At 67.0% G+C, this 12,402-nt stretch carries 11 protein-coding genes; 6 read left to right on the top strand and 5 right to left on the bottom strand.

Annotated features, from left to right (window positions below; all coding sequences use genetic code 11):
- Window positions 1-11 precede the first annotated feature (11 nt).
- Window positions 12-1,055, top strand: coding sequence for a spirocyclase AveC family protein (locus C5O27_RS07405; protein WP_127962337.1), 1,044 nt, complete (start codon window positions 12-14; stop codon window positions 1,053-1,055).
- Window positions 1,056-1,079: 24 nt separating this feature from the next.
- Here C5O27_RS07405 and C5O27_RS07400 read toward each other — a convergent pair whose 3' ends face one another.
- Complete coding sequence (locus C5O27_RS07400) at window positions 1,080-1,922, bottom strand: sulfurtransferase (protein ID WP_127962336.1); 843 nt, start codon at window positions 1,920-1,922, stop codon at window positions 1,080-1,082.
- 116 nt (window positions 1,923-2,038) lie between these two features.
- Between C5O27_RS07400 and C5O27_RS07395 the strand changes: the two genes are divergently transcribed.
- A complete protein-coding gene (locus tag C5O27_RS07395; protein ID WP_127962335.1) occupies window positions 2,039-3,214 on the top strand; it encodes a metallophosphoesterase in 1,176 nt (391 codons plus the stop codon).
- 21 nt (window positions 3,215-3,235) lie between these two features.
- Window positions 3,236-4,108, top strand: coding sequence for an alpha/beta fold hydrolase (locus C5O27_RS07390; RefSeq protein ID WP_127962334.1), 873 nt, complete (start codon window positions 3,236-3,238; stop codon window positions 4,106-4,108).
- A 66-nt stretch (window positions 4,109-4,174) separates the two neighbouring features.
- Here the strand turns inward: C5O27_RS07390 and catC are convergent, their stop codons facing one another.
- From catC to C5O27_RS07370, 4 genes are all read right to left on the bottom strand, one after another.
- Window positions 4,175-4,456, bottom strand: a complete 282-nt coding sequence (gene catC, locus C5O27_RS07385) for a muconolactone Delta-isomerase (protein ID WP_127962333.1) — start codon at window positions 4,454-4,456, stop codon at window positions 4,175-4,177.
- Complete coding sequence (gene catA / locus C5O27_RS07380; RefSeq protein ID WP_127962332.1) at window positions 4,456-5,322, bottom strand: catechol 1,2-dioxygenase; 867 nt, start codon at window positions 5,320-5,322, stop codon at window positions 4,456-4,458. The genes catC and catA overlap by 1 nt, the downstream gene beginning before the upstream one ends.
- A 63-nt stretch (window positions 5,323-5,385) precedes the next feature.
- Window positions 5,386-6,489, bottom strand: a complete 1,104-nt coding sequence (locus C5O27_RS07375) for a mandelate racemase/muconate lactonizing enzyme family protein (protein ID WP_127962331.1) — start codon at window positions 6,487-6,489, stop codon at window positions 5,386-5,388.
- Window positions 6,486-7,421, bottom strand: coding sequence for a LysR family transcriptional regulator (locus tag C5O27_RS07370; RefSeq protein ID WP_127962330.1), 936 nt, complete (start codon window positions 7,419-7,421; stop codon window positions 6,486-6,488). Before C5O27_RS07370 ends, C5O27_RS07375 begins: the two co-directional genes overlap by 4 nt.
- A 228-nt stretch (window positions 7,422-7,649) precedes the next feature.
- Here C5O27_RS07370 and benA point away from each other — a divergent pair, with 228 nt between their 5' ends.
- From benA to benC, 3 genes are read left to right on the top strand one after another with little or no spacing between them, the layout of a single operon-like run.
- Complete coding sequence (gene benA, locus C5O27_RS07365) at window positions 7,650-9,038, top strand: benzoate 1,2-dioxygenase large subunit (protein ID WP_127962329.1); 1,389 nt, start codon at window positions 7,650-7,652, stop codon at window positions 9,036-9,038.
- An 11-nt stretch (window positions 9,039-9,049) separates the two neighbouring features.
- Window positions 9,050-9,583, top strand: coding sequence for a benzoate 1,2-dioxygenase small subunit (gene benB / locus C5O27_RS07360; protein WP_127962328.1), 534 nt, complete (start codon window positions 9,050-9,052; stop codon window positions 9,581-9,583).
- A 10-nt stretch (window positions 9,584-9,593) separates the two neighbouring features.
- Window positions 9,594-12,389, top strand: a complete 2,796-nt coding sequence (benC, locus tag C5O27_RS07355; protein WP_127962327.1) for a benzoate 1,2-dioxygenase electron transfer component BenC — start codon at window positions 9,594-9,596, stop codon at window positions 12,387-12,389.
- Window positions 12,390-12,402: the final 13 nt, after the last annotated feature.

Here is a 12,402-nt window from a genome sequence, read left to right as displayed (position 1 = left end):
CTGAAGAATCAATGTCGAGTTCACTTGGGGAGAAACCCGATTCGGGTTCTATCGGGCAGACCTCACCGGATGACACCGGGACGGTCACGATGGCCAAGGAGTCGCCACCGATCGTCTGGCTCGCGCGTCTGGGCGCGGTCTTCGTCGCGATCCAGGCCTACGTCTACATCCGCTGGATATTCTCCGACGCGTTCTCCCCGATCCCGACGGGCCCGGACGAGGTGCCCACGCACACGCTGGTCATCATCCGGGCGTCGGAGGTCATCTGCATCGTCGGCGTGATCTCATCGATCATCTGGCTGGTGCATCGCACCCGTAAGGACGGGAAGTTCCCCACCCTGGGCGTCTTCATGATGGGGTGGTTGCTCACCTGCTGGCAGGACGTCGGCGTCAACGCCGTGGTGCCGGTGTTCTCGTACAACTCGGCATTCCTCAACATGGGCACGTGGGGCGAGTTCGTACCGGGCTGGGTCGCCAATGGCCCGGAGACCCCGGCGCCGATCCTGTACGAGCTCGCCGACTACATGCTGTTCCTCCCGCTGGCCGTCGTCGGCATCGACAAGCTGGTGAAGTCCGCCCGGGCGCGATGGCCGCGGCTCAACAAGGCCGGCATCATCGTGGCCCTGTTGCTGATCTTCCTCGTCCTGGACACCGCCTCGGAGCAGTTCCTGCAACGCCAGGGACTGTGGTCGTACCTGCGGGTCAACGACACCTGGTCGATCTTCACCGGCACCCTCAACCAGTTCCCGCTGTATGAGGGCGTCTTCTTCGGCTCCGTCGTGATGGTGGCCTCGATGTGCTTCTACCTCTTCCGCCGCAACGGCGACCAGCTGATCACCGACGCCGGTATCGAGCGGCTCAAGATCACCCGCGGCGTGGCGGTCGTGCGCATCCTGGCGTTCTCGGCGGTGATGAACGTGATCCTCGCGGTGTTCTTCCTCGGCTTCAACCTGGTGAACATGCACGCCGACGTCGCGCCGACCGACGTGCCGAGCTACCTGCACCAGAACATGTGCGGTCTCGCCGAGAACCCGCCCTGCCCGCACCTGAAGTAGCCGACACGACACCGCCAGGTCGGGTCAGGGCTGGTTGCCCAGCGTCACCGGCCGGTCCGGGTCCGATGACCACTGCGAGAACGAGCCGGGGAACAGCGTCGCATCGACACCGACAACCGCGAGTGCCGCGATCTCGTGCGCCGCGTTGATGCCGGAACCGCAGTAGACGATCACCTCGCGACCGTCCCCGGGGATGATGCCGAGATCGGTGAAGCGTCGGCGCAGGTCGTCCGCGGACCGGAACCGGCCGGTCTCGTCGACGTTGTCCACGGTCGGTGCGCTGCGAGCGCCCGGGATGTGCCCGGCGCGGGGATCGACCGGTTCGACGTCACCGCGGTACCGCTCGCCGGCACGCGCGTCGAGCAGGGTCGCGGTGCCGGCCGCGACGTCGTCGATCGTGGCGATCGGGAGGTTCCCGCCGGTCAGCGTGACCGTTCCGGCACGCGGGCGCCCACCGTCACCGGTCGTCGTGCGCAAGCCCTCGGCTTGCCAGGCGGCGAGACCGCCGTCGAGCAGGCGTACGTCGGCGATGCCCGCCCAGCGCAGCAACCACCATGCACGGGCCGCGGCCAGGTTGCCCGAGTCGTCGTAGACCACGACCGGGACGCCGTCGGTGATCCCCCAGCTCCGCGCGGCGGCCTGGAGGTCCTCGATCGGGGGGATCGGATGCCGACCGCCGACCGCCCCGGACGGGGGCGCGGCGAGCTCGGAGTCGAGGTCGGCGTACACCGCGCCGGGGATGTGGCCCTCCCGGTAGGCCTCGCGACCGTCGAAGTCGCCGAGCTGCCAGCGCACGTCGAGCACCACGGGCGGCGTCCCGAGCAACATCTCGGCCAGGTCGAGCGGGTTGATCAGTACATCGCTCATGTCGGTCAGCCTATCGACGCTCGCTCCACACCCCGGCGAAGGCCTGTCGGCCGCGATGCGAGAATGGGGCGGTCCGCACCTGCGGAACACTCTCCGCGATTCACAGGGGGCCTTTCGTGGCGCTGTTCCTGGCCGTGCTGGTTCCGGCGGTCTTCTTCGGTCTGATCACGTTCTGGCTGCACCGCCGGATCGTCCGCGCAACCGATCTCCCCCGCCCGTGGTCGGGCGTCGCCGATGTCGCGCTCACCGTCATGTGGGCCTTGGCGGTCGTAGGGTTCGCCAGCGGCCGGTCGCTGGACCCGTCGTGGGCGCGACCGATCGGCACCGTCGGCCTGATCTGGATCGGCGCGGTCTTCTACCTGTTCCTCGGGCTGGCGATCATCGGGCTGATCTCGTTCGGCGCGAACATGATTCGGCGGATTCGACGCCGCCGGACCGGGACCGACGAGACGATCGGCGCGGCCGAACGCCGACTGCGTCGTCTGCGGATCGCAACTGCCGCCGTGGTCGTCGTGGCGCTCGGAGTCACCGGTTACGGCGTGTTCGAGGCCTCCCGTCCGCAGGTGATCGAGGTCAGCGCGGCGTTCGACAACCTGCCCGCACAGTTCGACGGACTCCGTATCGCAGTGGTCTCCGACCTCCACCTCGGGCCCGCGCGCGACGCCTCGTTCACCCGGCGCATCGTCGACGAGGTCAACGCGCAGAACCCGGATCTGGTGCTCCTCGTCGGAGACCTCACCGACGGCAAGATCCCGTACGTCCGCGACACCCTGGAACCGCTCACCGATCTCCGCGCACCCCTCGGGATGTTCGGCGTCAGCGGTAATCACGAGTACTACTCCGACGACGGCGGCCGCTGGCTCGACGCCTGGGAATTCTACGACGTACGGACCCTGCGGAACTCGCGGATCCCGCTGACGGTCGACGGCGCCACCATCCAGCTCGCCGGCGTATACGACGCCACCGCCCCAGAGCCCTACGAACCCGATCTCCCTGCCGCTCTGGAGGGTTCGTCGCCCGAGGACTTCGTACTGCTGCTCGCACATCAGCCGAAGCAGGCCGTCGAGGCCTCCGAGCTCGGCGTCGAGCTCCAGTTCTCCGGCCACACGCACGGTGGGCAGATGTGGCCGATCCGCTATCTCGTTCCGCTACAACAGCCGTCGGTCGCCGGACTGGACCGGGTCGGGGACACCGTGCTGTACACGACCCGGGGCGCCGGCGCCTGGGGTCCGCCGGTCCGTGTCCTCGCGCCGCCGGAGATCACCGTGTTCACGCTGCGCGCGACACCGTGACGTTGCGCGTACGCTCGCACGATGACCGAGTTCACAGTGGATATCGACGGTCGGGGCGTACGCGTACGAACAGTGGGTGAGGCGAGCGAACCGACGATCATCCACTTCCACGGAACGCCGGGCTCCCGCCTCGAGCTCGCATTCGGAGACGAGATCGCCCGGCGGCAGGGCGTCCGGGTCGTCAGTTTCGATCGCCCCGGATACGGTTTGTCCGATCCGGCGCCCATCGGTCTCACAGCCGTCGCCCGTGACGTCGAGGCACTGGCCGATCATCTTCACCTGGACCGGTTCGCGGTGTTCGGCTGGTCGGGTGGCGGTCCGTTCGCGCTGGCGACCGCGGCCACGTTACCCGATCGGGTGCGCCGCGTCGGTGTGTCCGGCTGCCCCGGGCCCGCCCTCGAAATACCCAGTGCCCGGGATCAACTCACTGACAACGACATCGAGGCGCTCGCCCATCTCCCGGGAGACCCCGGCCGTGCCGCGCAGATCTTCGGCGATGGCAACCGGGAACTGCTGGACGCAATGGTGTCCGTACGAACCGATCCCGATGCTCCCTGGGTCGGATGGATGTGGGGCGCCAGCGATCCCGCGGTCATCACCGAGGCATCGGTCCGTCGAGCGCTCTTCGAATCCTTCGCCGAGGCATTGAAACAGGGCCCTGACTCGATTGCATGGGACAATGTCGCGTTCGTCGGCCCCTGGGACTTTCGGCTCACCGAGGTTGCCGCACCGGTTCACCTCTGGTACGGAACCGAGGACACGATGGCCGTCCCCGCCGCCGGAGAGTGGCTCGCGAGTCGGCTCCCGGACGCCGAGCTGTCCGTGTACTCCGGTGAGGGACACCTACTCCCGTTTCGGCACTGGTCCACGATGCTGTCCACGCTGACCGGCTGAGTCGCAGAACCCGTGAACCAGACGCAACACCGCCCGCGACGACGGTCGCGGGCGGTGTCCGGTTCGTCAGGCGTTGATGTCCGACGGGTGCGTCGCGAGCGGCGTGACCTTGATGTCCATGTACGGGAACAGCGGCAGACCTGACAGGATCGTGTGCAGCTCGTCGTTGGACTCGACGTCGAAGATCGAGTAGTTGGAGTACTCGCCGACGATTCGCCAGATGTGCGGCCACTTGCCGGAACGCTGCAGGTCCTGCGAGTACGCCTTCTCCCGGGTCACGGTCTCGGCCCGGACGTCCGGGTCGAGATCGACGGGGATGTCGACGTCCATCCGAACGTGGAACAGCATCACTTCTCCGGATCGAGCACGAAGTCGTAGGCCACCGTGACGCCGCCCTTGCCGTCGTCCTGTGGATCGAGGATCAGCTCGGGCTTCACCGCACTGGCGACGTCGTCGTCGTTGTGGGCGTCACCGGGGAAGTACAGCTGTGCGGTGAGCTGCTCGTGCCCGGGCGCCGAGACCTTGAGGTGCAGGTGGGCGGGACGCCACGGGTGCCAACCGGCCGCCGCGATCATCTTTCCGCACGAGCCGTCGGTCGGGATCATGTACGGCGCCGGACGGATCGTGGTGATCTCGAAACGACCCTCGTCGTCGGCGGTGAGGGTGGCGCGCAGGTTCCACTCCGGGATGCCGGGAGCGAACTGCGAGTAGTAACCGTCATCGTCGGCGTGCCACAGCTCGACCTTGGCGCCAGCGAGCGGAGTGCCGTCGCACGAACGGACCTGGCCGTTCCACAGCAGCGGATCGCCCTTCTCGTCCTCGCGCATGGGCACTGCACCCTTGGAGCCCTGATCCGGCGCATTCGGGACGTAGTACGGCCCCTCGATGCTGCCCTTGTTGCCCTCGCGGTGTTCGGTGGCGACGTCCTCGACGACGTGCTCGACCCAGACGTCGAGGAACAGCGGCCACTCACCGTCTTCACCGACGTTGATGAGCCACGCCTTGAGGGCGTTGTACTCGTCGTACGTGACCTTGTGCTTGCGGATGGTCTCGTGCACGCCGGCGAGCACCTCGTTGATGAGGGTCGCCACGCGCTCCGGCGGGGTGTCCTTGACCGCCTCGAAGGGCGACTTGTCGGCGTGGAAACGCTCGGTGGCAGAGGCACCGGAGGCAGCTGCGGTCGCGACCTCGTTCGGGTGCTCGGTGGTGGTCATGTCGGTTCTCCTTGTACTCTTGCTCGTGGGGCTGCCACGAAACGATCTGTGGTGACGGGGTTTTCAGTTGTCGGTTCGGTAGCGTTCGAGTTTGTCCGGGTCGATCTCGAAACCGATGCCGGGCGCGGTCGACCGACACAGGTGGCCGTCGCGGATCTGCAGGGGCTCGGTCAGCAGGTCATCGCTCATGTCGAGGAAGTTCGACAGCTCACCCGCATAACGCGACGTCAGTTCGAATGCGCTGCCGAAGGCGAGTGCGCATGCGGTGCCCACCTGACCGTCGATCTGGTTGCCCATCACCACCGGGATGCCCAGCCCCTCCGCCAGATGGTGGGTGCGGCGGGAGGTGGTGAACCCGGTGCGTGCGGTCTTGATGCTGATCGCGGTCGCCGACCGTCCGAGGATCTCGCGGGTGACATCCGCCGGCGTCGGCACCGACTCGTCGGCGATGAACGGGACGTCGAGCTGCTCGACGAGCCACCGTCGGCCCATGACATCGGCTGCGTCGCAGAGTTCTTCGGCGAACAGCAGGTCGAGGTCGGACATCTCCTTCATGGCGCGGGCGGATTCCGCGGCGGTCCAGCCTCGGTTGCCGTCGACGTAGAGTTCGATCTCGTCGCCGAATCGCTCACGCAGTGCGCGTACGACGGCGGTGTCGAGGGTGACGGGATGGCGGCCGACCTTCACCTTGAAGGTGCGGATGCCGTAGGTGTCGACCATCGTCTCGGCCTCGGCGACCATCTTCGCCGGTTCGGCGAAACCGAGCATGTGGCTGACGCGCATCCGGTCGGTGAAACCGCCGAGCAGGTCGCCGACAGGCAGGCCGAGGGACTTGCCGAGTGCATCCCAGATCGCCATGTCCACAGCTGATTTGGCTGCCGGGTTGCCGATGGTCCGCGCCATCCGGGACACGACCACCTCTCGTTCGAGAAGGGACAGCCCGACGATCGCCGGCGCGAAGATCGTGTCGATGACGGTGATGATCCCGTCCTGGGTCTCGCCGTAGGTGAACGGGCGCGGCGGGGCCTCGGCGACGCCGACCACGCCGGTGTCGGTGTGCACCCGCACCAGCACGTGGTTGGCCACGTGCACCTCACCCGAGGCGAACCTCAGGGGTTTGACGTACGGGATCGCGAATGGAATCGCTTCCACGCGAGTGATCTTCATCGTTCATCTCCAAACTGGGCACCGAGCTGAGCAGCTGGTGCGAGGGCGGCGGTGGATTCGAAGGCGGCGGCGATGGTGTCGGCGACCGCCCCGATGACCGGATTGTCGACGCCCCGGCGCCAGGCGAGGGCGACCTCGACGGTGTCGGCGTCGACGAGATCTCGGACGACGAGTCCGTCCAGGGGCAGGGCACGCACCGAGGCGGGCAGCACCGCGACGCCCAAACCCGCGGCGACCAGGGCCAGCAGAACCGCGGTACCGGACGCCTGATGGGCACGCCGGGGAACGAAACCCGCTGCGCGACAGGTACGCATCGCGGCGTCGTTGACGGCGGAGTCGCGGCTGTCGTACATGATGAAGGGTTCGTTGCGGAGGTCGACCACCGACACCACCGGCTCGACGGCGAGGCGGTGATCCGCCGACACCGCGAGGACGAGCGGTTCGTGGTCGATGACCCGGGTCTCGATGTCGTCACCGATGGCCGGCGGACGCAGGAGTCCGAGATCGATAGCGCCGGCTCGCAGGGCGTCGCACTGACCGGGCGTCAACATGTCGGACCGGATGTGGAGGTCGACGTCGGGGAGTTCGCGCTTGACGACCCGGGCGATGCGTGGCAGGTGTGAGAACGCGGCGATACCGGTCAGGCCGAGCCGGACGAGTCCGCTCCGTCCGGCGGCGATCCGGCGGACACCGTCGACCGCCTCGTCGACTCCGGCCAGGATGCGTTCGGCCTGGGCGCGGAGATACTCCCCCGCCGGTGTGACCGATACCTGCCGGGTGGTGCGGACGAAGAGCGTGACGTCGAGTTCGGCCTCGAGCTGGCGGATGGCATAGGAGAGCGCCGGCTGGGCCACGTGCAGGGACGCGGCGGCCTGACCGAAGTGGCAGGTGTCCGCGACCGCCGCGAAGTAGCGCAGGTGCCTCAGCTCCATGACCTCGCCTTTTGTCGTCCGGATGATTTTTGCAGCCCGGAAGTGTGATCCGGACCACGCCTACACGGTAATCCGGGGATACATACATGACAAAGACCTGTCATGCCGTTATTCATCGCTGCTATTTATCAATAGGACCCTTGGTCAGGACCAGTGAATCCCCTAGTGTGATCGCCGCCACGTGGTGGAACAGTGCAGTGAGCAGCCCATATCTGGAGGTTTACGACCATGACCGCGTCCGTATCGGAGCACCTGAACCACGTGAACACGGTCCTCGGCGACGCCGTCGTCGACGACCGAGACGCCGGCGTCTACCGCGCCAACCGCCGCATCTTCACCGATGAGGACATCTTCGAGCTGGAGATGAAGCACATCTTCGAGGGCAACTGGATCTACCTGGCCCACGAGAGTCAGGTGGCCGACCCCGGCGACTACTTCACCACCTACATCGGCCGGCAGCCCGTGGTCATCACGCGTGACGAGAACGGCGAACTCCACTGCCTGATCAACGCGTGCGCCCACCGCGGCGCCATGATCTGCCGCCGCAAGACCGACAACCGGATGACTCTCACCTGCCCGTTCCACGGCTGGACCTTCCGCAACGACGGAACCCTGCTGAAGGTCAAGGACCCCGAGGGCGCCGGTTACCCCGACACCTTCGACGTCGACGGCTCACACAACCTGACCAAGGTGGCGCGCTTCGACAGCTACCGTGGCTTCCTGTTCGGCAGCCTCAACGACGACGTGCAGTCGCTCGACGACCATCTCGGCGACACCCGACTCGTCATCGACATGTTGGTCGACCAGTCCCCCGACGGGCTCGAGGTGCTGCGCGGCGCGTCGACCTATACCTACGACGGCAACTGGAAGGTCCAGGCGGAGAACGGCGCGGACGGCTACCACGTCACCGCGACACACTGGAACTATGCGGCCACCACCTCACGCCGCAGCACCGGCGAGTCCAAGAACGACACCAAGGCGCTCGACGCCGGCGGCTGGGGCAAGTCCGGCGGCGGCTACTGGTCGTACCCCAACGGCCACCTCTGCCTGTGGACCTGGGCGGCCAATCCGCAGGACCGTCCGCTGTGGGACAAGATGGACGAGCTCAAGGAGACCCACGGCGACGCCAAGGGCGAGTTCATGGTGAAGGGTTCGCGCAACCTCTGCCTGTACCCGAATGTCTATCTGATGGACCAGTTCTCGACGCAGATCCGCCACTTCCGGCCGATCGCGCCGGACAAGACCGAGGTGACTATCTACTGCATCGCCCCCAAGGGCGAGAGTGACGCGGCACGCAGGCACCGCATCCGGCAGTACGAGGACTTCTTCAACGCCTCGGGCATGGCGACACCGGATGACCTCGAGGAGTTCCGCTCCTGCCAGCTCACCTTCCGTGCGCAGGCCGCACCGTGGAACGACATGAGCCGCGGCGCAGAGCACTGGCTGACCGGACCCGACGAGGTCGCCGAATCGCTGGGCATGACCGGCGTCATCTCCGCCGGCGTCAAGAACGAGGACGAGGGTCTATACCCCGTCCAGCACGGCTACTGGCTCGAGACGATGCGCACCGCGGCCGCCGCCGAGGAGTCCGCAGCCGCTACCGCCGAGAAGCACTGAAGGGGAACGCGATGACGACCGCAGAGAACACCACCGGCATCGACGCCGGCGGAAAACTGATCACCCAGAACATGATCGAGCAGTTCCTCTACCGCGAGGCGCGCTATCTCGACGACCGCGAGTTCGAGAAGTGGCTCGACTGCTACGCCGACGACGTCGTCTACTGGATGCCGTCGTGGGACGACAGTGATCGCCTGACAGAGGATCCCCAGCGCGAGATCTCGCTGATCTACTACGGCAACAAGGGCGGACTCGAGGACCGGGTGTTCCGCATCCGGACCGAGCGGTCGTCGGCCACCTCCCTCCCCGAGCCGCGGACGAGTCACAACATCAGCAACGTCGAGGTCATCGACCGGCGCGGCGATCTTGTCGACGTCCGATTCAACTGGCACACCATGTATTTCCGGTACCACACGATCGACCCGTACTACGGCACGTCCTTCTACACCATCGACTTCTCGGGCGACCAGCCGTTGATCCGCCGCAAGACGATCGTGCTGAAGAACGACTACATCCACCACGTGGTGGACATCTACCACTTCTAGGACGCGTTCCATGACTGTCACCACCGATCAGGGTGTCGGCGCCGCCGCCGACCATGCAGACGACGGGATACCGACGCATCAGGTCGCCTTGTCCTTCGAGGACGGGGTCACCCGGTTCATCACGTGCCGTGAGGACCAGACCGTCGCCGATGCGTCGTACCGCCAACGCATCAACATCCCGCTGGACTGCCGCGACGGCGCGTGCGGAACCTGTAAGTCGTTCTGCGAGTCCGGCGATTACGACGGCGGCATCTACATCGACGACGCACTGTCCGACGACGAGTCGGCCGAGGGTTTCGCGCTTCCCTGCTGCATGAAGCCGAGATCGGACCTCGTGCTGCAGATCCCGGCCACCTCGGACATCGCCAAGACCCAGGCGGCCCGGTTCACCGGGACGGTCGTGGAGCTCGACCGGCTCTCCGAGTCGACGATGCGCCTGGGCCTCCGCATCGAGAACCGCGGCGAACTGGCGTTCCTCCCGGGCCAGTACGTGAACATCGAGATCCCCGGCACCGAGGACTCCTCTGGCGAACCGGTCAGCCGCTCCTACTCGTTCGCCAACGGCCCGCACGAGGATCGGCTGATCTTCCTGATCAAACTGACCCCCGGTGGGGCGATGTCGACGTACCTGACCGAACGTGCGACACGGGGCGAGCAGATCTCCTTCACCGGCCCCCACGGATCGTTCTTCCTCCGCGAGGCCACCCGACCCGTACTGTTGCTGGCCGGCGGCACCGGCCTGGCACCGATTCTGTCGATGTTGCGAAAGCTGCACGCGGACAACAGCAGCCGGAAGGTCCACCTCATCTACGGGGTGTCCACCGACACCGACCTGGTCGCCCTCGACGAGATCGAGTACTTCGCCGGCCGGTTGCCCGGATTCACCTGGGATCACTGCGTGTCCGACCCGGCGAGCACGGCGGTCAACAAGGGTTACGTGATGGGTCTCATCGAGCCCGGACATCTCTTCGACGGTGACGTCGCCATCTACCTCTGCGGTCCGCCACCCATGGTCGAGGCGGTCCGTAAGCACGTTGCGGAGGCCGGGATCGAACCGACCGGTTTCTACTACGAGAAGTTCGCCCTCGCAGCGACATCCGCCGTCCCGGGCGGGAATCCCCCGGTTGCCGCGACGGTCGACGCCGCGGCACGGACTGCACCGGCGGACGAGGGCATCATCGTCACCCCCGACGCCCGCGCGATCGCCGGACAGGTGACCCTGCCGCCGGCCGATCTCCCCGCCTGGTCGGGTGGTTCCAGCGCACCGTCCGAGGACGATTCGCTCGTTCGGATCGCCGGTCAGCGGTTGTGGCCGAACGACATCGGTGACGCGGTCCTCGACGCAGACGCGGGAACGCTTCACGCTGCCGGGACCTCGCGAGCCGTTGCCGGGCAGGTGATCTTCGGCCCCGCCGCCATGGCCCCCCTGCACGAACCGACCCCGCAGCCGGCCACGCCGGCAACCCCGACGCCGGAACCCTCACCCGAACCCACCGCACCCGAGCCGTCCGCATCCACCGTGGTCGGATCGCAGGGCTACCAGATCGGTGAGGAGCATCCGGCGATCTTCGAGTCCGACGCCCTCTTCGAGGCACGCGCCGCCCTCGAACTCGGCGCGCTGGAACTGACTTTCGGACGCCTCACCACGCAGCAGCTCGCCGGCTATCGCCTATTGGCCGACGCCACCGTGCCGTACGTCGACGGTGAGCGTTTTCTCGACGCCGCCGAATACACCGAGACCAACGCCGCGTTCCACGACTATCTGTTCACACTGACCGGCAACGACCATCTACTCGAGGCCTACAAGGCACTCGGCGTGAAGGGCCGGATGAGTGAGGTCCTGCGCAACGCGACCTGGTGTCATCCCCTTTGCGCCCAGGATCATCTCGACATCGTCGCCGCCTTCGAGTCCGGCGACCACGACGGTGCCCGCGCTCTGATCTCGGCCCACGCCGACCGGTCCAAGCAGACGATGCGGCGGGCGATGGCCGACGAAACTGCAGCTCGACGGCCGCGTTTCGTCACCCCGGGCCGCTTCGCCGGCAAGGTCGTCGTGATCACCGGCGCGGCACAGGGTATCGGCGAGCAGGTCGCCCGTCGAATCAGTGCCGAGGGCGGAAAGGTCGTCCTGGCCGACCGTTCCGACCTGGTCGACGACGTCGCCCGCGATCTCGATCGCACCGGCCCCGGCGCGGTGTCGGCGATCGCCGATCTCGAGAGCTACGACGGGGCGGAATCGGTGATCCGCGGCGCGATCGCGTCGTACGGTCGGGTCGACGTTCTCGTCAACAATGTGGGCGGCGCCATCAACTTCAAGCCGTTCACCGAGTTCACCGACGCCGAGATCCGCGCCGAGATCGACCGATCACTCATGACGACGCTCTACGCCTGCCGTGCCGCGCTGCCCTCGATGATCTCCCGAGATGGCGGCGTCATCGTCAACGTCTCCTCGGCGGCGACCCGAGGCATCCACCGCATCCCGTACTCGGCCGCCAAGGGCGCGGTCAACGCGATGACGGCCTCACTGGCCATGGAGTACGCCGACGACGGCATCCGGGTGGTCGCCGCCGCTCCGGGCGGTACCGAGGCGCCGCCGCGGCGCATCTCGCGGGGCACACCCCAGCCGCGCAACGAGGCGGAGGCCCAGTGGTTCCAGGCCCACATCGACCAGACGCTCTCCTCGTCGCTGATGCATCGGTACGGCACCCTCGACGAACAAGCGGCGGCGATCTGTTTCCTGGCCTCCGACGAGGCCTCGTACATCACCGGAACGGTGCTCCCCGTCGCGGGTGGCGATACCGGGTAGCGCCCGGTCCTAG

Origin of the sequence: Gordonia alkanivorans (assembly GCF_004011905.1) — a bacterium.
GTDB classification, from domain to species: Bacteria; Actinomycetota; Actinomycetes; order Mycobacteriales; family Mycobacteriaceae; genus Gordonia; species Gordonia alkanivorans.
The sequence above is the reverse complement of the archived record's forward strand: the minus strand, read 5'-3'. Positions and strand labels throughout refer to the sequence as shown.

Coding starts and splice junctions, on each gene's coding strand:
- C5O27_RS07390 (WP_127962334.1), top strand. CDS start 3,236: ATGACCGAGTTCACAGTGGATATCGACGGTCGGGGCGTACGCGTACGA.
- catA (WP_127962332.1), bottom strand. CDS start 5,322: ATGACCACCACCGAGCACCCGAACGAGGTCGCGACCGCAGCTGCCTCC.
- C5O27_RS07405 (WP_127962337.1), top strand. CDS start 12: ATGTCGAGTTCACTTGGGGAGAAACCCGATTCGGGTTCTATCGGGCAG.
- C5O27_RS07375 (WP_127962331.1), bottom strand. CDS start 6,489: ATGAAGATCACTCGCGTGGAAGCGATTCCATTCGCGATCCCGTACGTC.
- catC (WP_127962333.1), bottom strand. CDS start 4,456: ATGCTGTTCCACGTTCGGATGGACGTCGACATCCCCGTCGATCTCGAC.
- benB (WP_127962328.1), top strand. CDS start 9,050: ATGACGACCGCAGAGAACACCACCGGCATCGACGCCGGCGGAAAACTG.
- benA (WP_127962329.1), top strand. CDS start 7,650: ATGACCGCGTCCGTATCGGAGCACCTGAACCACGTGAACACGGTCCTC.
- C5O27_RS07400 (WP_127962336.1), bottom strand. CDS start 1,922: ATGAGCGATGTACTGATCAACCCGCTCGACCTGGCCGAGATGTTGCTC.
- benC (WP_127962327.1), top strand. CDS start 9,594: ATGACTGTCACCACCGATCAGGGTGTCGGCGCCGCCGCCGACCATGCA.
- C5O27_RS07370 (WP_127962330.1), bottom strand. CDS start 7,421: ATGGAGCTGAGGCACCTGCGCTACTTCGCGGCGGTCGCGGACACCTGC.